18 protein-coding genes are annotated in these 21,840 nt (G+C 67.9%); 10 read left to right on the plus strand and 8 right to left on the minus strand.

Translation table 11 applies throughout. From position 1 onward, the window contains the following. The 3 genes from ACWDTP_RS26120 to ACWDTP_RS26130 form a co-directional block, all read left to right on the plus strand. Positions 1–208: hypothetical protein (locus ACWDTP_RS26120; protein WP_450025192.1), on the plus strand; the 208-nt coding region annotated here is incomplete at its 5' end. Next, the gene (locus tag ACWDTP_RS26125) at positions 205–7,932 is read left to right on the plus strand and encodes an amino acid adenylation domain-containing protein (RefSeq protein ID WP_450025194.1); all 7,728 of its coding nucleotides are present in this window, start codon (positions 205–207) and stop codon (positions 7,930–7,932) included. The genes ACWDTP_RS26120 and ACWDTP_RS26125, both read left to right, overlap by 4 nt. A gap of 20 nt (positions 7,933–7,952) precedes the next feature. Continuing rightward, positions 7,953–8,759, plus strand: a complete 807-nt coding sequence (locus tag ACWDTP_RS26130) for a GAP family protein (RefSeq protein WP_450025196.1) — start codon at positions 7,953–7,955, stop codon at positions 8,757–8,759. A gap of 58 nt (positions 8,760–8,817) precedes the next feature. Here ACWDTP_RS26130 and ACWDTP_RS26135 read toward each other — a convergent pair whose 3' ends face one another. The 4 genes from ACWDTP_RS26135 to ACWDTP_RS26150 all read right to left on the minus strand — a co-directional run bounded on the left by ACWDTP_RS26135 (position 8,818) and on the right by ACWDTP_RS26150 (position 12,172). After that, positions 8,818–10,158 carry an MFS transporter gene (locus ACWDTP_RS26135; RefSeq protein ID WP_450025198.1) on the minus strand — a complete coding sequence of 447 codons (1,341 nt, stop codon included), beginning with the start codon at positions 10,156–10,158 and terminating at the stop codon, positions 8,818–8,820. Between the two features lie 20 nt (positions 10,159–10,178). Continuing rightward, positions 10,179–10,649 (minus strand): RpiB/LacA/LacB family sugar-phosphate isomerase, encoded by a 471-nt coding sequence (locus ACWDTP_RS26140; RefSeq protein ID WP_450025200.1) that lies wholly within the window; start codon positions 10,647–10,649, stop codon positions 10,179–10,181. Positions 10,650–10,727: 78 nt separating this feature from the next. Continuing rightward, positions 10,728–11,723: a LacI family DNA-binding transcriptional regulator gene (locus ACWDTP_RS26145; protein ID WP_450025202.1), complete on the minus strand. Its 996-nt coding sequence runs from the start codon at positions 11,721–11,723 to the stop codon at positions 10,728–10,730. 152 nt (positions 11,724–11,875) lie between these two features. Further along, positions 11,876–12,172 (minus strand): DUF4193 domain-containing protein, encoded by a 297-nt coding sequence (locus ACWDTP_RS26150; RefSeq protein WP_450025204.1) that lies wholly within the window; start codon positions 12,170–12,172, stop codon positions 11,876–11,878. Positions 12,173–12,350: 178 nt separating this feature from the next. On the opposite strand from ACWDTP_RS26150, the gene ACWDTP_RS26155 reads away from it, so the two are divergent. Together ACWDTP_RS26155 and ACWDTP_RS26160 are read left to right on the plus strand one after the other, a co-directional pair. Further along, positions 12,351–12,644, plus strand: a complete 294-nt coding sequence (locus ACWDTP_RS26155) for a hypothetical protein (protein ID WP_450025206.1) — start codon at positions 12,351–12,353, stop codon at positions 12,642–12,644. A 64-nt stretch (positions 12,645–12,708) separates the two neighbouring features. Beyond that, the gene (locus ACWDTP_RS26160; protein WP_450025208.1) at positions 12,709–13,629 is read left to right on the plus strand and encodes a TauD/TfdA dioxygenase family protein; all 921 of its coding nucleotides are present in this window, start codon (positions 12,709–12,711) and stop codon (positions 13,627–13,629) included. Here the strand turns inward: ACWDTP_RS26160 and ACWDTP_RS26165 are convergent, their stop codons facing one another. Further along, positions 13,630–13,896: a hypothetical protein gene (locus ACWDTP_RS26165; protein ID WP_450025210.1), complete on the minus strand. Its 267-nt coding sequence runs from the start codon at positions 13,894–13,896 to the stop codon at positions 13,630–13,632. A gap of 155 nt (positions 13,897–14,051) precedes the next feature. Beyond that, the gene (locus ACWDTP_RS26170; protein ID WP_450025212.1) at positions 14,052–14,366 is read right to left on the minus strand and encodes a hypothetical protein; all 315 of its coding nucleotides are present in this window, start codon (positions 14,364–14,366) and stop codon (positions 14,052–14,054) included. Between the two features lie 257 nt (positions 14,367–14,623). On the opposite strand from ACWDTP_RS26170, the gene ACWDTP_RS26175 reads away from it, so the two are divergent. Further along, positions 14,624–16,099, plus strand: a complete 1,476-nt coding sequence (locus tag ACWDTP_RS26175) for an amino acid ABC transporter substrate-binding protein/permease (RefSeq protein WP_450025214.1) — start codon at positions 14,624–14,626, stop codon at positions 16,097–16,099. Beyond that, positions 16,096–16,869 (plus strand): amino acid ABC transporter ATP-binding protein, encoded by a 774-nt coding sequence (locus tag ACWDTP_RS26180; RefSeq protein ID WP_450025216.1) that lies wholly within the window; start codon positions 16,096–16,098, stop codon positions 16,867–16,869. The genes ACWDTP_RS26175 and ACWDTP_RS26180 overlap by 4 nt, the downstream gene beginning before the upstream one ends. Before the next feature lies 1 nt (position 16,870). On the opposite strand, the gene ACWDTP_RS26185 is transcribed toward ACWDTP_RS26180, so the two are convergent. After that, a complete protein-coding gene (locus ACWDTP_RS26185) occupies positions 16,871–17,473 on the minus strand; it encodes a TetR/AcrR family transcriptional regulator (RefSeq protein ID WP_450025218.1) in 603 nt (200 codons plus the stop codon). Between the two features lie 100 nt (positions 17,474–17,573). Here ACWDTP_RS26185 and ACWDTP_RS26190 point away from each other — a divergent pair, with 100 nt between their 5' ends. Beyond that, a complete protein-coding gene (locus ACWDTP_RS26190) occupies positions 17,574–18,416 on the plus strand; it encodes an alpha/beta hydrolase (RefSeq protein ID WP_450025220.1) in 843 nt (280 codons plus the stop codon). Positions 18,417–18,423: 7 nt separating this feature from the next. Here the strand turns inward: ACWDTP_RS26190 and ACWDTP_RS26195 are convergent, their stop codons facing one another. Continuing rightward, a complete protein-coding gene (locus ACWDTP_RS26195) occupies positions 18,424–19,089 on the minus strand; it encodes a DUF3060 domain-containing protein (RefSeq protein WP_450025222.1) in 666 nt (221 codons plus the stop codon). A gap of 247 nt (positions 19,090–19,336) precedes the next feature. On the opposite strand from ACWDTP_RS26195, the gene ACWDTP_RS26200 reads away from it, so the two are divergent. Continuing rightward, a complete protein-coding gene (locus tag ACWDTP_RS26200) occupies positions 19,337–20,203 on the plus strand; it encodes a peptidoglycan recognition protein family protein (RefSeq protein WP_450025224.1) in 867 nt (288 codons plus the stop codon). Between the two features lie 452 nt (positions 20,204–20,655). Then, a complete protein-coding gene (locus ACWDTP_RS26205; protein WP_450025226.1) occupies positions 20,656–21,780 on the plus strand; it encodes an MmpL3/TtfA transport complex stabilizer in 1,125 nt (374 codons plus the stop codon). The last annotated feature ends 60 nt before the right edge of the window (positions 21,781–21,840 follow it).

Genomic DNA, 21,840 nt, shown 5'->3' on the forward strand with positions numbered 1-21,840 from the left:
GGGTGTGCGGGAGTTGGACATCACCGACTTCACCAACCGCGAGTACAACCACTACCCGCTGTCCGTGCAGGCCGTTCCGGGGCATGAGCTGGGATTGCGCGTCGAATACGACACCGACGTCTTCGATTCGGCGCGCATCGCGAAGTTGGTCGATCGGTTGCGGCGGGTACTCGTTGCGATGACGGCCGATACAAGGGAGCAGTCATGAGCATCGATTCCAGCCGGACCTTGCTGTCGTTCGACCTACTCGACGACGGTGAACACGACCGGCTCGATGAATGGGGTAACCGGGAGGTTCTCACCCAACCCGCCGCCACGCCGGTGTCGATTCCGGAGTTGTTCGCCGCGCAGGTCGAGGACGCCGCGGAGGCCGTGGCGCTGATCTTCGGCGAGCAGTCCTGGACCTATCGCGAACTCGATGAGGCCGCCAACCGTCTGGCCCATCACCTGGTCGGGCACGGCGCTGGGCCCGGTGAATCCGTCGCGCTGCTCATTCCCCGGTCCGCCGAGGCGATCATCGCGATCCTGGCGGTGCTCAAGACCGGGGCGGCGTACCTGCCGATCGACCCCGCCCATCCGGACTCGCGGATCGCGTTCATGGTCTCGGACGCCGGGCCGGTCGCGGTGCTCACCACCACCGACCTGTGCGCCCGGTTCTCCGACGTCGAGACCGACACCGAACTGGCGGTCATCGACATCGCCGATCCGGAGATCGACAGCAGGCCCGGCACCGCGCTGCCCGGGCCCGCACCCGACGATCTGGCGTACATGACCTACACGTCGGGCACCACCGGTGTGCCCAAAGCCGTTGCGGTCACCCACCACAACGTCACCCAGCTGGTCGACGCGCTGCATGACGACCTGCCCGCGGGCCCCGGCCAGGTGTGGTCGCAGTGGCACTCGCTGGTGTTCGACGTCTCGGTGTGGGAGATCTGGGGCGCCCTGCTGCACGGTGGCCGGCTCGTGGTGGTGCCGGAGACCGTGGCGAGCTCACCCGACGACCTGCACGATCTGCTGGTCACCGAGAAGGTGAGCGTGTTGTGCCAGACGCCGTCGGCGGCCGGGATGCTCTCGCCGGAGGGGCTGGACTCCACCACGCTGGTGGTGGCGGGCGAGGCCTGCCCGACCGAACTGGTGGACCGGTGGGCGACGAACGGGCGGGTGATGATCAACGCCTACGGTCCCACCGAGGCAACCATCTACGCCGCGATGAGCTCACCGCTCGTCCCGGGCTCGGGCGTGGCCCCGATCGGCTCGCCGGTTCCCAGTGCGGCCCTGTTCGTGCTCGACAAATTTCTGCGCAAGGCGTCCGAGGGCGTGGTCGGTGAACTGTACGTGGCAGGCACCGGAGTGGCGCTCGGCTACGCGCGCCGGGCCGGGCTGTCGGCGTCGCGGTTCGTGGCCTGCCCGTTCGGCGCGCCCGGATCCCGCATGTACCGGACCGGCGATCTGGTCCGGTGGGGCGAGGACGGTCAGCTGCAGTATCTGGGACGGGCCGACGAACAGGTCAAGATCCGTGGCTACCGCATCGAACTCGGTGAGGTCCAGGCCGCCCTGGCCCGGGTGGACGGCGTCGAGCAGGCGGTGGTGATCGCCCGCGAGGACCGGCCCGGCGACAAGCGGCTGGTCGGCTACATCACCGGAACCGCAGATCCGGGCAAGGCCCGCACACACCTGGCCGACCGGCTGCCGCCGTACATGGTGCCCGCGGCCGTGGTGGTGGTGGAGTCGATGCCGCTGACGGTCAACGGCAAACTGGATCGGCGGGCCCTGCCCGCACCGGAATACCACAGCACCAGCGGCGATTACCGCGCCCCCGCCAACGCGGTCGAGGAGATCCTGGCCGATATCTACGCCCAGGTGCTCGGCGTCGAGCGGATCGGGGCCGACGACTCGTTCTTCGATCTGGGCGGGGACAGCATCCTGTCGATGCAGGTGGTGGCCAGGGCGCGGGCCGCGGGTGTGTCCTGCCGGCCACGCGACATCTTCGTCGAGCAGACCGTCGCCGGGGTGGCCAGGGTGGCGAAGTTCGCCGACGACGAGGCCGCGGTGGTCGACGAGGGCACCGGCCCGTTGCCCGCGACCCCGATCATCCGTTGGCTCAACACCGTCGACGGGCCGGTGGACCAGTTCAACCAGACCCTGGTCCTGCAGGCCCCCGGCCGGGTGACCGAGGCCGACGTGGTGGTCGTGCTGCAGGCCCTGCTGGACCGGCATCCGACGCTGCGGCTGCGCGCCGAGCCGGGCGATTCCACCGGCGACTGGTCGCTGACCATTCCCGACGCCGGTGCGGTGGACGCCAGGGACTGCCTGCGGACCGTCGACGAGTTGTCCGATGAGGCGCTGGTCGCGGCGCGGTCGCGGCTGAACCCCGCTGCCGGGTCGATGCTCAGCGCGGTCTGGGTGCGCGGCACCGGTCAGCTGGTGCTGATGCTCCATCACCTGGCCGTCGACGGGGTGTCGTGGCGAATCCTGTTGGAAGACCTCAATATCGCCTCGGCTCAGCACCACGGCGGACAGCCGGTGGAGCTGCCCGCGGGTGGGACGTCGTTCGCCCGCTGGGCGTCGCTGCTGCAGGAGCGGGCCGCCGATCCCGCGGTGGTCGAACTCGCCGACACCTGGCGTGCGGTGACCAGTGCCCCCGCGGCGCTGCCCCCGGTGCGGCCCGAGCGCGATACGTACGCGACCGCCGGACAGCTGTCGGTGTCGCTGGACTCCGAGACCACACGCAAACTGCTGGGTGAGGTCCCCGCGGCGTTCCACGCCGGCGTGCAGGACATCCTGCTGATCGCGTTCGGCCTGGCCTGGGCGGAATACCTGGGCACCGGTGCGGCACCGATCGGTATCGACGTCGAGGGCCACGGCCGGGTCGAGGAGTTCGCCGGACCCGCGGACTCCCACATCGACCTGTCCCGCACCGTCGGCTGGTTCACCAGCAAGTACCCGGTGGCACTGGCAGTGGGGGAATTGTCTTGGGACCAGGTCACATCCGGTGATACCGCGCTGGGCCCGGTGCTCAAGGCCGCCAAGGAACAGTTGCGCGCGCTGCCGGAAGGGCTGACCTACGGTCTGCTGCGCTACCTGAATCCCGACGTCGATGTCACCGGTTCGGACCCGACCATCGGGTTCAACTACCTGGGACGGCTGGGCGCAGGCGCGGGCGACCTGTCCGAGGACCTGTGGCGCATCGACCAGGACGCCCTTTCGGACACCGCCGCCACCTCGGCGGTCCCGATGCCGTTGATGCACACCGTGGAACTCAACGCCGGTGCGATGGATTCCGACACCGGTCCGCGCCTGCAGGCCGGCTGGACCTGGGCGCCCTCGGCGGTCGACGAGGACCAGATCAACCGGTTGAGCCGGTTGTGGCTCGAGGCCCTGACCGGGATCTGCGCCCATGTGCAGCACGGCGGCGGCGGGCTGACCCCGTCCGACATCGCACCGGCCCGGCTGAGCCAGCGCCAGATCGACGAACTGCAGGCACAATTCGGCGTCGCCGATGTGTTGCCGCTAACCCCCGTGCAGCAGGGATTGCTGTTCCACTCCACCCTGACGCGTGGCCGCGCAGACGCCGACCATGTCGATGTCTACGCGGTGCAACTCGACATCACCATCGCCGGGGTCGTCGACCAGCACCGACTCCGCGATGCGGTGCACGGCGTCGTCGCCCGCCATCCCAACCTGGCGGCCCGGTTCGTCGAGCAGTTCGGTGAGCCCGTGCAGGTCATCCCGGCCGAGCCGGTGATGGCCTGGCGGTACCTGGACCTTCGCGGGGACGATCTGACCCCGGACGAGGAGATCGCACGGCTGTGTGCGGCGGAGCGGGCCGCGGTGTGTGATCTGGTGGAGCGGCCCACGTTTCGGGCTGCGTTGATCCGTACGTCGGGCAATCAGCATCGGTTTGTGTTGACGTTTCATCACATCGTGATCGACGGTTGGTCGTTGCCGATTCTGTTGCGGGAGGTTTTCGCCGGTTACTTCGGTCAGCGGTTGCCTGCCGCCCCGCCGTACCGGGCGTTTGTGGACTGGCTGGGTGGTCAGGATCGAGAGGCGGCGCGGTCGGCGTGGCGCGAGGTGTTGGCGGGTTTCGATACGCCGACGTTGGTCGCTCCGCCCGCCCTGCCCGGCCCACGCGGCGTCGAAACCTATCGACTGTCCGCCGAGGCCACCAAAACCCTTGGCGAACTGGCCCGTTCATGCCACACCACGGTGGCGACGGTGCTGCAGGCCGGTTGGGCGCAGCTGTTGATGGCGCTCACCGGTCAGCGTGATGTGGCGTTCGGCACCGCGGTGTCCGGGCGGCCCGCCGACCTGGCCGGAGCCGATTCCATCGTGGGTCTGTTGATCAACACGGTTCCGGTCCGGGCCCGCACCACATCGGCCACCACGGTCGCCGACCTGCTCGGCCAGCTGCAGAGCCACCACAACGACACCATCGAACACGAGCACCTGGCGCTCACCGAGATTCACCATCTTTCCGGACACGAACAGCTCTTCGACACGCTGTTCCTGTACGAGAGCTACCCGATCGACACCAGCGCCTTCCTGGGCGTGCACGAGTTGACGGTCACCGAGTTCGACAACCGCGAGTACAACCACTACCCGCTGTCGGTGATGGCGCTACCGGGGCACGAACTGGGGCTGCGCATCGAATACGACGCCGATGTGTTCGACGTCGCCGCCATCGGGGCGCTGTTCGAGCGGTTCGAACGGGTGCTGATGGCGATGACCGCCGACCCCACCCGCCGGCTGTCCTCGATGGAGGTGCTCGACGCAGGCGAACGAGACCGGATCGACGCCTGGGGCAACCGCGCGGTGTTGAGCCACCCGGTGCCCGACCCGGTATCGATTCCGGAGGTGTTCGCACGGCAGGTGGCCCGCGACCCCGAGGCGCCCGCCGTGACGTTCGGCAGCCGGTCGATGAACTACGGCGAACTCGACGAGGCCGCCAACCGACTGGCGAACCTGCTCGCCGTCTACGGCGCAGGTCCCGGTGAATCGGTCGCGATGCTGCTGCCGCGCTCGGACGAGGCGATTGTGGCGATCCTCGCGGTGCTCAAAACCGGGGCGGCCTACCTGCCGATCGACCCGTCGGTGCCGACGGCCCGGCTGGAATTCGTGCTCGGCGACGCCAAGCCCATCGCCGCGATCACCACCGCGGATCTGCGTGCGCGGCTGGAGGATTCGGATGTGGCGGTCGTCGAGGTCGACGATCCGGACGATCCCGCGGCGGCCATCTATCCCAGCACGAAGTTGCTGACCCCGGCGGCCGACGACATCGCCTACGTGATCTACACATCCGGCACCACCGGCGTCCCGAAAGGGGTCGCCATCACCCATGCCAACGTGACCCAGGTGCTGGAGAAGCTGCCCGCCGGCCTGCCCGCCGGGCCCGGGCAGGTGTGGTCGCAGTGGCATTCGCTGGTGTTCGACGTGTCGGTGTGGGAGATCTGGGGTGCGTTGCTGCACGGTGGCCGGTTGGTGATCGTGCCGGAATCGGTCGCGGGCTCGCCGACCGACCTGCACAAGCTGCTGATCGACGAACAGGTCACGGTGCTCTACCAGACCCCGTCGGCGGTCGGGATGTTGTCGCCGGAGGGCTTGGAGAACACCGCACTGGTGGTGGCCGGCGAGGCCTGCCCGACCGAGGTGGTGGACCACTGGGCGCCGGGCCGGGTGATGCTCAACGCCTACGGCCCCACCGAGGCGACGATCTATGCGGCGGTCAGCGCGCCCTTGACAAAGGTTGGGGCAGAAGGCTCGTCACACAGCGTCCCGATCGGTGCGCCGGTGCCCTCGGGTGCGACGTTCGTACTCGACGAGTGGCTGCGTCCAGTGCCTCCCGGCGTGGTCGGCGAGCTGTATCTGGCCGGCCGTGGCCTGGGAATCGGCTACGCGCACCGGTCCGGGTTGAGCGCGTCGCGGTTTGTGGCCTGCCCGTTCGGTGGGCCGGGCGAGCGGATGTATCGCACCGGGGATCTGGTGCAGTGGGGTGAGGACGGTCAGCTGCAGTATCTGGGCCGGGCCGATGAGCAGGTGAAGATCCGTGGTTATCGCATCGAGCTCGGTGAGATCCAGGCTGCGCTTGCCGATTTGGACGGGGTCGAGCAGGCGGTGGTCATCGCCCGTGAGGACCGGCCCGGCGACAAGCGCCTGGTCGGCTACGTCACCGGCGCTGCCGATCCGACCGAGCTGCGGACCGCCCTGACCAATCACCTACCGGCATATATGGTTCCGTCGGCGGTGGTGGCACTCGATGCGCTGCCGTTGACGGTCAACGGAAAGCTGGACAAGCGTGCGTTGCCCGCACCCGAGTATCTCGATGAATCCCGGTACCGGGCGCCGGCGAATCCGACCGAGGAGGCCATTGCCGGGGTCTATGCCCATGTGCTGGGGATGGAGCGGGTGGGTGTGGACGCGTCGTTCTTCGATCTTGGTGGGGATTCGATTTCGGCGATGCGGGTGGTCGCGGCGGTGAATACGTCGTTGGATGTCGATCTGGCGGTGCGGACGTTGTTCGAGGCGCCCACGGTGAGCGGCCTGGCCCAGCGGCTGGACAGCGCCGCCGCACCGGATCCGGCGGCGGCTACCCGCGCTGTCAGCTTCGCCTCGGTGCACGGCAGCGATGCCGTCGAGGTGCACGCGGATGATCTCAAGCTGGAGAAGTTCATCGACGCCGCCACCCTGCGGACCGCGCCGACCCTGGCGCCGCCCACCGGCAACCTCGGTACCGTTCTGCTGACCGGGGCCACCGGATTCCTCGGACGCTATCTGCTGCTGGACTGGCTGCAGCGGACGCGCCGCGTCGACGATACGGTGATCTGCCTGGTGCGGGGCCGCTCCGATGAGGATGCCCGGCGCCGCCTCGAGGCGACGTTCGACACCGACCCGGCCCTGAGCCGGCACTTCCGGGAACTGGCCGCGGGTCGGTTGCGGGTGATCGCGGGCGACAAGGGTGCACCCAACCTGGGGCTCGATGAGCCGACCTGGCAGCAGCTGGCCGAGAGCGTCGACCTGATCGTCGACTCCGCGGCATTCGTCAACAGTGTGCTGCCCTACGGAGAACTGTTCGGGCCCAACGTGGTCGGGACCGCGGAGCTGATCCGGTTCGCGCTGACCACCAAGCTCAAGCCGTACACGTTCGTCTCCACCTCGGACGTGGGCCGCCAGGTCGAGCCGTCACGGTTCGTCGAAAACGCCGACATCCGGCTGATCAGCGCGACCCGCACCGTCGACACCGGATACGCCAACGGCTACGGCAACAGCAAGTGGGCCGGCGAGGTGCTGCTGCGTGAGGCCCACGACCTGTGTGGACTCCCGGTTGCGGTGTTCCGGTCCGGGATGATCATGACCGAACCGCGCTACGCGGGGCAGCTGAACGTGACCGACACCGTCACCCGGATGGTGTTGAGCATCGTGGCCACCGGGGTGGCGCCCGAATCGTTCTACCGGCTCGGCGCCGACGGCAGCCGGCAGCGGGCGCACTTCGACGGGCTGCCGGTCGACTTTGTCGCCGAGGCGATCACCACGCTGGGAGCCCGGGTGATCGACGGGTTCGAGACTTATCACGTGATGAATCCGCACGACGACGGCTTCGGTGTCGACGAGTACATCGATTGGCTGATCGAGGCTGGCCACCCGATCGAGCGGATCGGCGACTTCGGCGAGTGGTTGACCCGGTTCGAGGCCGGGCTGCGGGCCCTGCCCGAGCGGCAGCGGCAGAACTCGGTCCTGCAGATGCTGACCTTGCTGCGCCGGCACGGCGGGGATCTGCGGGCTCCCGAGCCGACGCTGGGGTCCTACGCCCCGGCCGACCGGTTCCACGCCGCCGTGCGACAGGCGAATATCGGTCCAGGCAACGATATTCCGCACGTTTCTGCGCCGGTGATCGTCAAGTACGTGACCGATCTGCAGAGGCTCGGGCTGCTCTAGAGAGGTGTGAGGCTCCGGGCATGTGGGGTGAAATTTTAGGGCTGGCACTTGTGGTGTCACTGAACCCGGTGTTGCTCGGGTTCATCCTGCTGGTGATCTCGCGGCCGAGGCCGGTGCAGAACCTGCTGACCTTCTGGGTCGGCTGCCTGATCGTCAACGCGCCGGCCTTCCTGGTCACGCTGTTCGCGTTGCACATGGTGCCCGCGTTCGCCGATTTCGCCAAGGATCTCGCCACCCCCGATCCGCATTCGGGGATCCAGCCGCTGCAGCTGGGCACCGGACTGCTGGCGCTGGCGCTGGCCGCGGCGATGATGGTTCGCGCCAGGGTGCGGCAGCGGGCGCCCGCGTCCGCGACGGTCGGCGCGGACGGCGGCTCATCGGTCCTGGTGCTGGACACGGACACCTCGTCGGCCGACGCGCCGGCGCGGCCCGGGCGAATCAGGACGGCGCTCGCGAATCTGCGGGCCGCGTTCGGGCGCTTCGTCGCCCGCCTGCACGACGCGTGGGAGGGCGGCGCGCTGTGGGTGTCGCTGGTGTTCGGCATGGGCTACCTGCCGCCGCCGCCGCTGGTCCTGCTGGTCGACACCATGATCGTCGGATCCGGTCTGCCGATCGGCACCCAGGTGGTCGCGGCGGTGGTCTTCGTGCTGGCGATGCTCACGGTTTTCGAGATCACCCTGCTGTGCTACGTGGTGGCGCCGACGCGCACCCAGGCCGTGCTGGCACCGGTCCACGACTGGGCCCTCGCCCACCGCCAGCAGGTCCTGATCGGCCTGTTCGTCGTGGTCGGGGTCTGGCAGGTGCTCATCGGTGCGGGCCTGCTCTGAGCCGGTCCAGCCTTACCGCCGCAGCCGGCGGCGGTCGCGGTCGGCGGTTCGACGCGTTCTAAGGCACCGCGGGCTGGGCCTCGCCACGGATCACGGCGTCGACCTCGGCGCGCTGGCCGGGTCCCCAGGTTTCCGGGGTGGCCAGCACACCCGCGAGGCCGATCAGCCCGACCGCGACATAGAACAGCGCGGGCCCGATCCAGCCGTACGAGTCGGCCAGGAGCACCGCGAGGAACGGTGCGAAGCCGGCGATCGATGCCGCCACCTGGTAGCCGATCGAGGCTCCCGAGGTGCGGGTCCTGGTGTTGAACAGTTCGGCGAACCAGGCAGCCTGCGTTCCCGTGAGTCCCGCGTGGATGATGCCGATCCCGATGATGAACAGCACCGCGATCAGGAACGGTTGACCGGTATTGGCCAGCAGGTACATCGGGATGCCGAAGGCGATCGCCAGGATGCACCCGGCCAGGTAGACGGTGCGGCGCCCGACACGGTCGGTGAGCGCACCCGCACCCAGCGTGGTGCCCACCGCGATGACGCTCGCGATCACCACACCGGCGAGTGCCGCGGTGCGGTCGGCGGGATCCCGTTTGGTGATGTAGCTCAGCAGATAGGTGGCGGTGAGGTAGTAGGCACAGGACTCCACGACCCGAAGCGCGATGATGCGCAGGATGTTTCGCCAGTCTTCACGCAGCACGGTCAGGAAGGGGTTGCGCACCACCTGGCCCTGGGCCTTGATCGCTTCGAACTCAGGGGATTCGGTGAGCCGCAACCGGACGTAGAGACCCACCGCGATCAGAATCGCGCTGGCCAGGAACGGAATCCGCCAGGCCCAGTCGTTGTCGAGGGTGACACTGGCCAGGAAGGCGATGTTGGCCAGCGCGATGCCGAGTGGGTTGCCGGCCTGTGGGATCGCGGCGAACCGGCCGCGATGGCGCCACGGTGCATGCTCGTAGGCCATCAGCACCGCTCCACCCCATTCCGCGCCGAACGCGAGCCCCTGGATCATCCGGATGATCACCAGCAGTGTCGGTGCCAGCACGCCGACCTGGGCATAGGTGGGCAGCAGCCCGATCGCGACGGTCGCGATCCCCATCACCAGCAGCGCCCCGACCAGCACCGGTTTGCGGCCGAAGCGGTCCGCGAGGTAGCCGCCGACCGATCCGCCGATCGGGCGCATCAGGAAGCCGACCCCGAGGGTGGCGAAGGACAGCAGGGTGCCGACCGTCGGATCGGACTCCGGGAAGAACACGTCACCGAAGTAGAGCGCCGAGGCGGTCCCGTAAACGACGAAATCGTAATTCTCGACGCAGGTTCCGGCGGCGGCTCCGAATGCCGTGCGGACCTTTCCCGGTGAGCCGAACTCGGCCTGCTTTCGGATGTCGTCAATACCGGTGCTCATCGCCCGTCTCCTTTGACAGCTCAGATCTCGGTGGCCAGCTCACGGTCCGAATGGCGTTCCAGTTCTTGCAGTTTGCGCACCCGGCGCACGGTGTCCTCGTCGTTGTCGAAGCGCGCCGCCAGGAACGCTTCGAGCACCTCGCCAGCGGTGGCGCGGCCGATCACCCACGCGCCCATGGCGATTGCATTCGCGTCGTCGTGTTCCACGCTCTGGTGCGCGGAGTAGACATCATGGCCGAGGGCGCATCGAATGCCTGCGATCTTGTTGGCCGCCATCACCGCGCCCGCACCGGTGCCGCACACCAGGACGGCCCGGTCGGCTTCCCCGTTGAGGACGGCCTGGCAGGTGTCGCGGGTGACGTCGGGAAAGTCCACCGGATCTTCGCTGGGCGCGCCCCGGTCGATGACCTCGTGGCCCAGTCCCTCCAGCACGGTGCGTACGTGTGCCTTCAGCGGGTATCCGGCGTGGTCGTTTCCCAGTGCGATCTTCATATCGATGCCTCCTCGTCGAGCCTTGTTGCGACAGTGTCGATCTCGTTCAGGTGGGGGATGACCACGAGCATCCGGTGCTCACCCATTGCGACGCTCCGACGACCGGTCGACCCAGCGGGTGGGCAGCAGCACCGACCGGGGCGCATCACCCTTGATCACCTCGAGCAGCAACGACACCGCGTGGCGCCCGATGGCTCCGGGGTCGTGGGCGATCACCGACAGCGGCGGATCGACGTGGGCGAACCAATCGATGTCGTCGAACGCGATGAGTTCGATATCGCATCCGGAGTGCAGGTGGTGCCTGCGGATGGCGGTCAGTGCGCCCACCGCCATGAGGTTGTCGGCGGCCAGGATCGCGGTCGGCCGATCGGGCCCGGCCAGGAGTCTTTCGGTGGCCTCGATGCCGCTCTCCTCGCGGAAATCGCCGCAGGTGACGAGCTCGGGATGGACGGTCAGGCCGTGCCGCGGCAGTGCCTCGAGAAACGCGATATGGCGGTCCCGGCCGGTCGAGATCGAATCCGGGCCACCGATGAACGCGATCCTGCGGTGCCCGGCGGCGGCCAGGTGCGCGATGGCGGCGTCCAGGCCGGCCCGGCAATCGGTGGTGACGTGGGGGACGTCGATGCCGTCGACCGTGCGGTCGGCGAACACCACGGGCATGCCCGAGGCGATCAGGGTGTCGAGTATCCCGGACCCGCGGCCCTGCGGGGTCAGCACGACACCGTCGACCCGTTGGGTCAGGAATGTCTCGAGGTAGCGATCCTGTTGGGTGACGTCCTCGTTGGCGTTGCCCAACAGTGTCACGTAGTCGGCGTCGAGCGCCGATTGTTCGGCGGCGTGCGCCACATCGGCGAAGAACGGGTTGCGCACATCGGAGACCAGCAGCCCAATGGTGTGGGTGCGGGTCAGCCGGAGCGATCGGGCCTGCGCGTTCGGCCGGTAGCCAAGCGCCGCCGCGGCCTCGGTGACGCGCATCCTGGCTTCCGGGGAGGTGGCCGGATGCCCGGACAGCACGCGCGATGCGGTACCGAGTGAGACGCCCGCCTTCGTCGCGACCTCACGGATGGTGACCACAGTCTCTGCCTCCTGTGTGGAAACGTTTCCATGTAAACGTTTCCAGGAAAGCTAGGTCACATCCGCGCTGCGGTCAAGATCCCATCACCGGGAGGCGGCTGGGCCCGCGGCGGACACCGACCTGGTCGGCGCCCGGCGGGCCCCAAGCCGGGTTACACGCAGTCGACGCAGAGCTGCTCGTTGCCCCGCTGCAACGCCATCCGGTTACGGTGGTGTACCAGGAAGCAGCTCGAACAGGTGAACTCGTCAGCCTGCTTGGGAACCACCCGCACGCTGAGTTCTTCGCCGGAGAGGTCCGCGTCGGGCAGATCGAACGAGTCGACCGCCTCATCCTCATCGATCACCGCGGTATCGACGGAGTTGCGCCGCTGAGTGCTCAGCCCCTCGAGTGACTCGTCGGCAGCCTCATCCGCGTCTTTGGTTCGAGGTGCGTCGTAGTCGGTAGCCATTGATGAGCGTCCTTCCTCTTGATCTTGGTTGGAGAACGTCGCCGGCCAGCTTGTTGTTCCCGCTGGAAACCGCGGGTAAACCTGAGGGGTCCGGTGAGCAAATGAGCACGGGATTCGCGCCCGCGGCTCCCGGTGGCGGGTGAAACGCCTTCTGGCGGTGCCGCGTACAGTCGGCGGCGTGCCTGAGGATGCAGACGTCGAGATCGCCGACGAAATCGAACTGGACGGCTTCGAAGCCGACCTGGAGGAACAGGAGGCCAACGGCCAGGTGCTGTCCATCCGCCGGGCCGACGGCGAGGAGATCGTCACGATCGTGGCGCAGGGCGACGAGTGGAACGTCGACCTGGCGCCGGGCGGCGTCGTCCAGGGCGCGTTCCTCGGTTCCCGCCGGACCACCCCGGTCTGGGTCAATGCGCTCGACCACGAGATCGAGCGCGACGAGGACGGAACCTACGTCATCCGCATCGGCTGAGGTAATTGCGCTCTGCGCGAGCGCAACGGTGGTGCGGCGCCGCCGGGTGACCGACCCTGACGGGATGTCAGCGGTGCAGGTGATCAAACTGGGGGCCGATATCGGGGCCCGAATCGACGGAATCGAGGTCGTTGGCGGCCTCGACGGGGCCACCGTGGCCGCGATCAACGCCGCCCTGGTCGAACACAAGGTGATTTTCTTCCGCGGCCAGCACCGGCTCGACGACGACGCGCAACTGGCATTCGCCAGGTTGTTCGGCACGCCGACCACCGCGCACCCCACCGTCACCTCGCGCGGCGATCGGGTGCTGCCGATCGACTCGCGCTATGACAAGGCCAACAGCTGGCACACCGATGTCACGTTCGTCGACCGCGTCCCCAAGGCTTCGCTGCTGCGCGCGGTCACCCTGCCGAGCTACGGCGGCACCACGACGTGGGCCTCGACCGAGGCCGCCTACGACAAGCTCCCGGCACCGCTGCGCGCGCTGGCCGAGAACCTGTGGGCGGTGCACACCAACGAGTTCGACTACGCCGCCGACTACGACGGCCGCCACGAACGGCTCGCCGACACCGAACGCCAGTACCGTGACGAGTTCCGGTCCGAGTACTACGAGACCGAGCACCCGGTGGTACGCGTCCATCCCGAAAGCGGTCGGCGAGTGCTGCTGCTGGGCCACTTCGTCAAACGGTTTGTCGGGCTGGGGGCCGCCGAGTCGACCGCCCTGTTCCAGCTGCTGCAGAATCGGGTGACCAAACTGGAGAACACCATCCGGTGGAGCTGGGAGCCGGGTGACCTGGCCATCTGGGACAACCGCGCGACACAGCATTACGCGGTGTCCGACTACGACGATCAGTACCGCAGGCTCAGCCGGGTCACGTTGGCCGGCGACATCCCGGTCGACGTGCACGGTGCGCCGAGCCGGGTGGTCGCGGGTGACGCCTCGCACTACTCCGAGGTGGTCAAACCCGTTGCGCTGGCAAGCTGATCAGAGCCGGTCCATCTCCCGCGACATCAGCGAATCCTCCAGATACCTCAGCCGCGACGGCTGATCGTGGTGGAGGTGTCGGCGTTCGGCGGCCCTGGCGTGCCAGCGGGCCAGTGTTGACGACACCGGGTGCGGACGCCCGAAGCGGCGGCGGGGCGGCGCCAACGCCGCGGCGGTGCCCAGCCGCACCTCGGTCTCGGTGATCAATACGGGTGTGGTGGTCGCGGTGCTTGGTTTGACAACGGAAGTTGCTTTGGAGACGGTCATTTCGGACTTCCTCGGTTGGGCATCGACTGCCTGGGTGCCCCGATGCGAGCAACGTACGGCCGGACCCGCCCCGGCACACGCGTAGTCCGCTACCTGCTTATCGGGTATCGCCCGTAGTCACCTGACCGGCCGCTCCTGCGGCGCGACGGCGAAACTCAGCGCGAGCAGTCCAGCGACACCGTGATGGTGCGGCGGACGACGACGGGGACCAGCCGGTTGCGCCCGCCAGGACCGTCGAAGTGCACGAGTTTCGTTTGTTCCCGCGGGTTTCGGATGCCCGTCACGACACACTGATCCAGGGGTGCGCTGCCGATGCGGTCCAGCCGCACGTCGAATCCCTGCGCCTCCAGCTGACCGATCGTCAGGGCGGCGGACTCGGCCTGGGCGGGCGCCGCCAGGGTGACCAGTGCGCCGAGGGCGCCCAGGGTCGCCGCCGCGCTGCCCAGTGCCGCGATGAGCGTCTTGTTCATGGTGCAACTCCTCGAACTGATGAGACGGTGCCGGATCGGCCTTGTCTTCGATGGATCGATGGTGTCGCGGTGCGGCCCGGGGTGCTTGAAGGTTGTGTGGAGAACAGCTGGAGATCGCCGGTAGCCCCGCGGCCTGCCCGTGACCGGCGATGGCGGGCTCCTGGCGAACCGCGGAACTGGCCGGAATGCGCCCTCGCGGCCGCGCCGTGGCGATACGGTGGGACGTCGCGCACCGCCATCACGATGGGAGCCGCCGCATGCGATCCGGTTGGTTACAGCATCTTCATACCCGGGGACCGGGGGTGCGCTCGCGGTACCTCGGACTCGCCGCGGCGGTCCTGATCGGGCTCTTCGGCGCCGCGGTACTGGCCCCGGCGACAGCCTCCGCGGACGGCGAGAACTATGTGGTGGCAACCGACATCACGTTCGCTCCGTTCGAATTCCAGGATGCCGGAGGAAAATTCGTCGGCATCGACATCGACCTGATCAACGAGATCGCCGCCAACCAGAACTTCACCGTCACCATCAAGCCGCTCGGTTTCGACGCGGCCCTGCAGGCGGTACAGGCCAATCAGGCCGACGGCGTCATCGCGGGCATGTCGATCACCGACGAACGCAAGAAGGTGTTCGACTTCTCCGATCCGTACTTCGAATCGGGCGTGCAGATGGCCGTGCTCGAGGCCAACGAGGACATCAAGTCCTACGACGATCTGCGCGGTAAACGGGTCGCGGTGAAGAACGGCACCGAGGGCGCCGAGTTCGCCGAGTCGATCAAGGACAAATACGGTTTCAGCACCGTGTACTTCGCCGATTCGGCGTCGATGTTCGACGAGGTCAGGACCGGGAACTCGCAGGCGGTCTTCGAGGACTACCCGGTGCTGCAGTACGGCATCGCCCAGGGCAACGGATTCAAGACCGTGACGCCGAAGGAGAAGGGGGCCAGCTACGGGTTCGCGGTGAACAAAGGCCAGAACGCCGAGCTGCTGCAGAAGTTCAACGCGGGCCTGGCCGCTCTCAAGGAGTCGGGCCGCTACGACGAGATCCTCGACCACTATCTCGGCCAGGGCGCAAGCGACTCCGACAACTCGTTCCTCGGCCTGCTCAAGAGCACCTTCCCGATCCTGATGATCGGGCTGAAGATGACCCTGATCCTGACGGTGGTCTCGATCGCCATCGCGCTGGTGCTCGGCATCATCTTCGGATTGCTGCGGGTTTCCCGGTCGGTCTGGCTGCGCGCCATCGGCACCACCTACGTCGACATCTTCCGCGGGACACCGCTGCTGGTGCAGGCCTTCTTCATCTACTTCGGAATCCCGTCGGCGCTGGGCTTCCAGATGTCGGCGCTGACCGCGGGCATCATCACGCTGTCGCTCAACGCCGGTGCGTACATGACCGAGATCGTCCGCGGCGGAATCCAATCGGTGGACACCGGCCAGATGGAGGCTTCGCGCAGCCTCGGTATCGGGTACCTGCCGACGATGCGCAAAGTGATCCTGCCGCAGGCCATCCGGACGATGATCCCGTCCTACATCAACCAGTTCGTCATCACCCTCAAGGACACCTCGATCCTGTCGGTGATCGGCATCGCCGAGCTGACCCAGACCGGCCGGATCATCATCGCCCGCAACTTCCAGTCGTTCACCATGTGGCTGATCATCGGCATCATCTACTTCATCGTCATCATGGCGCTGACCAAGCTCTCGGATCGCCTGGAGAAGAGGATCTCGAAATGACCCAGCTCGTCCCAGAATCCGCGGCCGCCGAGCCGGAGGGCACCGTCAAGATCCGGATCGACGGGCTCAAGAAGTCGTTCGGCGACCTGGTGGTCCTCGACGGCATCACCACCACCATCAGCCAGGGTGAGGTGGTCTGCGTCATCGGCCCGTCCGGGTCTGGGAAGTCCACGTTCCTGCGCTGCCTGAACAAGCTCGAGGACATAACCGACGGCAAGGTCACGGTCGACGAGTTCGACCTGACCGACCGCAAGGTGGACCTGGACAAGGTTCGTCAGCACATCGGCATGGTCTTCCAGCATTTCAACCTGTTCCCGCATATGACGGTGATCGACAACGTCACGCTGGCGCCGTTGCTGACCAAGAAGATGGATAAGCCCGCCGCCGAGAAACGCGCGATGGAACTGCTCGAGCAGGTGGGCCTCGCCGAGAAGGCGCAAGTCAAACCGGCCACACTGTCCGGTGGGCAGAAGCAGCGGGTCGCGATCGCCCGGTCCCTGGCCATGAACCCGTCGATCATGCTGTTCGACGAGGCCACCAGTGCGCTCGACCCGGAGATGGTCGGCGACGTGCTGCAGGTGCTGCGCGATCTGGCCGAGGGCGGGATGACGATGGTGGTGGTGACCCACGAGATGGGCTTCGCGCGGGAGGTCGCGACCCGGGTGATCTTCATGGCCGACGGCAACATCGTCGAGGACGACACCCCGGGCGCGGTGTTCGACAGCCCGAAACATCCACGGCTGCAGGAGTTCCTGTCGAAGGTGCTGTGAGCTAGCCGGTGAACAGGCCCGCCACCATGGCCCGGGCCACCAGGTCGGCTTCGGCCCTCGCGGTGGCCGGGTCATCGGCGCCGGCGATGAGCAGCGCGGCCTCGTCGAGGGCGCCGATCAGCATCGAGGCCAGCGTGTTGACCGGAAGGCCGGGCAGTTCGCCCGCATCGACGGCGGCCCGCACACCGTCGCGCAGCACACCCAGATAGTTCGCATTGTCGATCTCGCGCATCTGGGCGAAGCCGAGCGCCGCGGGGGCTTCCAGGACGCTGATCCGGGCTACCGCGGGATCGAGGCAGCCGTCCAGGAATTCGTCGATGCCCGCTTCGAGTTGCCTTCGGGCGGTCGGCTGGGCCAGCGCCGCCGGGATGACCCGCTGTGCCAGCCGGCGTTCGACATCCTCGTAGACCGCCCGGAAGACCGCCTCCTTGGTGGGGAAGTGGTAGTAGAGGGCGTTGCGGGTGACCGCGGCGGCGCGGGCGATATCGCCGGTCGACACCGCCGCATAGCCGCGCTCGACGAACAGGTCCCTGGCCGCGGCCACCAGGGCGGCCCTGGTGGCCTCGCTGCGTTGTTCACGGCCGTCGCGTGGATCCTCGGTCACCGAGAAATTTTAACAAGCTGTATGTATTGCTGTTTTGGTCTTCATGTGTTTGCATACAGTCTGTATTAATTTTCGCCCGGCGATGTGAGAGGGGCACACCATGGACCTGCTGACCTCGCGGCGGCTCGTCGAGCTGCCGTGCGGCCCCGTCGGCCTGCGCGAGAGCGGCAGCGGCACGCCGGTCGTGCTGTTGCACGGTCTGGCCGCGCACGGGCGGGTGTGGCGCCATATCGCGGAAGGCCTCGGTGAGGGCGTCCGGTGCATCGCCCCCGATCTGCCGCTCGGCTCGCATCTGCCCGCGCTGCCCGGGGCCGATCTGACCATGCCCGGGCTGGCGCGCACCGTCGTCGATCTGCTCGACGCGCTCGGAATCGAGCGGGCCGTGCTGGTGGGCAACGGCTACGGCGGTGATATCGCCCAGGTCGTCGCCGTCGAGCATCCGGAACGGATCTCCGGACTGGTGCTGGTGGCGACCAACGCATTCGACTCCGATCCCTGGCCGACCAAACTCCTCGGTCGGCTCTCCGCCCTGCCGGGGGCCGCCCTGCTGCAGTCGGTGGCCATCGGGTGGCGGCCGTTGCAGCGTCTTCCGGTCACCTACGGTGGCGCCACCAAGCGGCCCATCCCGCCGGATGTGATGGCCGACTATCTGCGCCCGTTACGGCGTGACAGGCTGGTGCGCAAGGACTTCCGACGCTTTCTGGCGGGGCTCTCGCCGGCCTGTCTGACCGAGTACTCGGCGCGGCTGGCCGAGTACCGGGGGCAGGCCCTGGTCGTCTGGCCGCGTGAGGAACGGTTCTTCCCGGCCGAAGGTGCGCGCCGCCTCGCCGAGACATTGCCGCTGGGCCGGCTGGAGTACGTCGACGACGCCAAAGCCTGGGTGCCCGAAGATAATCCGGGTGCGCTGGTCGGTCTGCTCAAGGAGTTCCTGGAGCGTCTTTAGCGGTCGGTCAGCCCCGCTCGACCACGTTCGACTGACCGGAATTGGCCACCTCGGGTTCACCCGCGTGGTAGGTGATCCTGTTCTCGAACCCCGAAACCCCGATGGTGTCGGCGGATTCGATCGAGATGACGTTCTCGATGCCGGAAACCACCAGGCCCGCACAGTTTCCGGTGATCTCCACGGTGTTCTCGATTCCGCTGACAGTGATGGTGTTGGCGTCGCACTCGATGGTGCGGTTCTCGTTGATGCCCGCGACGATCACCGTCTCGCCGGGGGCCACCGTGGTCGGTGCCGGCGACAGGGTCCGCCGGGTCGGCGGAGCAACGGCCGTGCGGCTCGGGGGTGCGGTGCTGGCCTCGTCATCCGAGGTGCCCGAGCCGGTGAACATCGCATACGCGGCGACCCCTCCCGCGACCAGAAACGCCACGATGGCACCGAGCGCGATCAGCAGGGACCGGCCCGCACGATGCCGCGGCGCCTGCGGGAGCGGGTCGGGGTAGGCCGGCCACGGCGCGGGCGGCCCGGGCGGCGGTGGCGGGAACGACGCGCCGTAGGCCGGTGGTGGGGTTCGCCCCGCACCCCGACCCGTCCCGAGCTCGGAGGCGCTGGCCGCCTCGGCCAGCGGCTGTTCCAGCTCGCGGATCCGTGCCTCGGGATCGTCGTTCGGGTTCATGGGCAGATGCTCGCACACCCGGACCGTGCCGGCACGGGTTTGGCCCGCAGCGGTGGGCGTCTGCTGTGGACATTTGCCGGAAGATGTCACGGCCAATCCGGGCGCCGGGCGCCATCAGGCGACTCGACTGCCGGGCAAAGTCATTGACCCGTAACCAGTCTGGTGGACCCGTCGCGATCGGAACCGGTGTCGGCGACCGCGGGTAGCATGGAATTTCGAAGGTTTGCTGCGACCGAGAGGACGACCAGTGCCGCAGACGGGACCGTGGACCGGTGACCCGGTCTGGTTGGCCGACGTACTACGCGCCGAGGGAATCGATCTCGCCGAGTACCCCGGTTGGCGCACCCGCGGGCACGGTGATTTCAAGGACATCCGGGGCGTGATGGTGCACCACACCGGATCCGACACGGCCACTGCGGCATCCATCGCCGAGGGTCGCCCGGATCTCGCCGGGCCGCTCGCGCAGCTGCACATCGCCAGGGACGGCAGGGTCACCCTGGTGGCCCTCGGGGTGGCCTGGCATGCCGGCGCCGGGATGTATCCATGGGTGCCGACGAATATGGGGAACTGGCATCTCATCGGCATCGAATGCGCCAACAGCGGCACCAGCCCGACCGCCCCGCATCGCCAGAATTGGCCCGACGCACAATATTTCGCGCTGGTGTCGTGCTGCGCGGCGATCAACCGGCGGCTGGCGCAGAGCTCGGCGCGCACCATCGGACACAAGGAGTACGCGGGTCGCGCCCAGGGCAAGTGGGATCCGGGTGCCATCGACATGACCATCCTGCGGGCCGATGTCCAGGCGCGGATCGGCGACATCGCCAAACCGGCCCCCACCCCCCGCCCGGCCGTGCCGGTCGGGGAGTACGCCGACATCCTGATGTTCCGCCCGATGCAGGGGGCGGCGGTGGCCGCGCTGCAGCGCAGGCTCAACGCGGTCCGGGCCGGGTCCGCGGGCGCCCTCGAGGTGGACGGGGTCTTCGGCCCGCGCACCGAGGCCGCGGTCCGCGACTTCCAGCGTCGCACCGGTGGCCTCAAGGTGGATGGCGTCGTCGGCCCCGCAACGGCGGCCGCACTCGGGCTCAAACTGCCTGCCGACGCCGTGCGGGTGTGACCCGGGACACCCGGGGCACCCGATATTGACGGCCTCACAGCGAACTTCCGTCTCGGAATTATTCAGCTTTCACAGCGGTCACAGATGAGCGGGGTTAGCGGGCGCGTCCATTGCCGATACCGGATAAAAAGTTTGCTGCCGTGTCGCGGTGTGATCTAGCGCTCACTTTTCCGGGAAATGGTAAGAACCGATACTGGCAGAACCATGGGCGGCCGCTTGAAATCCGATTGCCGATATCGGCGTCCAGGCTGGTTACCTGCGGTTAATCTGTTGCCAACTCGATGTCACGAAGCGATAACGAAGAATTTCTTAAGCACAGTCTGAGAGACGCTCGGGATATGTCCCCGATTCGCTGCCGAACCGGTCAAGGACGACGATTTTCGTCGCTAGACTCGATGTAACCGCGCCGTCCTGGCGCAGACAGACCCTGGAAATCTAGTGCCGGTATCACTATGCCGGCGGAGGTGCCGATGACCAGCCCGATGCCTGTGGCAAAGAATTTCCTGCGCGCGCTGGGCAAAGCCGTGCGACGCGATCGCGGTGTCGAGGAATCGACCGCCGGCAGCGTCACGTTCGACGGTGTGCTCGACGACGTCGACGTGGCGGGACTGGTGGACGTCGGTCGGGGCCCGATCGGCGATATCGCCGTCGACGCCGACCGCGACACCGTCGTCGTGACCAACGTGGTCGCCGACTGCCTCACCGTGATCAACCCCCACTCCCTCGGCGTGGTGGGTTCGGTCCGGCTCAAGGGCGAGCCGTTCGCGGTCGCCGCGGCCCACGACCGGGCCTACGTGAGCGTGGCCACGGCCGGCCGCGACACGATCGTCGTCGTCGACACCCTCACCGGGGCGACGCTCGCGCAGTACCCCCTGGCGCTGAGCGTGACCGCACTCGCCATCAGCCCGGACGGTAAGCGGGTGTTCGCCGGACGCAGCGGCCACGACCGCATCGACGTCGCGGTCATCGACACCACGGCCGAACGGGTCGGCACCATCGACATCGCCACCGGCGAGGGTCTCAGCCTGGACGCCCTGCACATCGACGGCAGCGGCAAGCGCATCTACGCGGCCACCTCCGACGAGCGGGGCAGCCGGCTGGTCGCCATCAACGCCGAGACCGCGCAGGTCGAGGCCACCGTGTGGATCGGTGCACCGATCCGCGATCTCGCGCTCGGCGCCGACGGCAACGCCTACGTGCTGACCTCGGACCGCCGCAACCGCGGTCTCGTCCACATCGTCGACGTCGACGCCGCCACGGTGGTCGGGACCCTCGCCGCGGGCGGTGCGCCCACCCAGCTGGTGATGGCCCCCGACGCCGCCAGGGCCTATGTCGTCGACTACGACCGTGTCATCGTGCTGTGCACGATGACCAACGTCGTGCTGGGCAGCATCGATGTGCACACCCAGCCCGCTGCGGTCGCCGTGCGCCAGGACGGCGAACGGGTCTACATTGCCGACTACGCGGGCGATCTCAACGCGTTCGATGTGGCGGCATCGCTGCCCGCGCTGTACTCGCAGATGGCGCCCGCCGAGCCGGCCGTGCTGCCGCAGCTGCCCGCGATGGCCGGCGCCTGAGCCACCCCCTTTTTCTCTCGCGAGCAGACGCGGCGGTACCCCGGAATGCGCATTCCCGGG

It is taken from the genome of Mycobacterium sp. NPDC003449, assembly GCF_053588415.1.

Excerpts from the sequence above, each read along its gene's own strand:
- ACWDTP_RS26125 (WP_450025194.1), top strand. The coding sequence starts at position 205 with ATGAGCATCGATTCCAGCCGGACCTTGCTGTCGTTCGACCTACTCGAC.
- ACWDTP_RS26130 (WP_450025196.1), top strand. The coding sequence starts at position 7,953 with ATGTGGGGTGAAATTTTAGGGCTGGCACTTGTGGTGTCACTGAACCCG.
- ACWDTP_RS26135 (WP_450025198.1), bottom strand. The coding sequence starts at position 10,158 with ATGAGCACCGGTATTGACGACATCCGAAAGCAGGCCGAGTTCGGCTCA.
- ACWDTP_RS26140 (WP_450025200.1), bottom strand. The coding sequence starts at position 10,649 with ATGAAGATCGCACTGGGAAACGACCACGCCGGATACCCGCTGAAGGCA.
- ACWDTP_RS26150 (WP_450025204.1), bottom strand. The coding sequence starts at position 12,172 with ATGGCTACCGACTACGACGCACCTCGAACCAAAGACGCGGATGAGGCT.
- ACWDTP_RS26160 (WP_450025208.1), top strand. The coding sequence starts at position 12,709 with ATGTCAGCGGTGCAGGTGATCAAACTGGGGGCCGATATCGGGGCCCGA.
- ACWDTP_RS26165 (WP_450025210.1), bottom strand. The coding sequence starts at position 13,896 with ATGACCGTCTCCAAAGCAACTTCCGTTGTCAAACCAAGCACCGCGACC.
- ACWDTP_RS26170 (WP_450025212.1), bottom strand. The coding sequence starts at position 14,366 with ATGAACAAGACGCTCATCGCGGCACTGGGCAGCGCGGCGGCGACCCTG.
- ACWDTP_RS26175 (WP_450025214.1), top strand. The coding sequence starts at position 14,624 with ATGCGATCCGGTTGGTTACAGCATCTTCATACCCGGGGACCGGGGGTG.
- ACWDTP_RS26180 (WP_450025216.1), top strand. The coding sequence starts at position 16,096 with ATGACCCAGCTCGTCCCAGAATCCGCGGCCGCCGAGCCGGAGGGCACC.
- ACWDTP_RS26190 (WP_450025220.1), top strand. The coding sequence starts at position 17,574 with ATGGACCTGCTGACCTCGCGGCGGCTCGTCGAGCTGCCGTGCGGCCCC.
- ACWDTP_RS26195 (WP_450025222.1), bottom strand. The coding sequence starts at position 19,089 with ATGAACCCGAACGACGATCCCGAGGCACGGATCCGCGAGCTGGAACAG.
- ACWDTP_RS26205 (WP_450025226.1), top strand. The coding sequence starts at position 20,656 with ATGCCGGCGGAGGTGCCGATGACCAGCCCGATGCCTGTGGCAAAGAAT.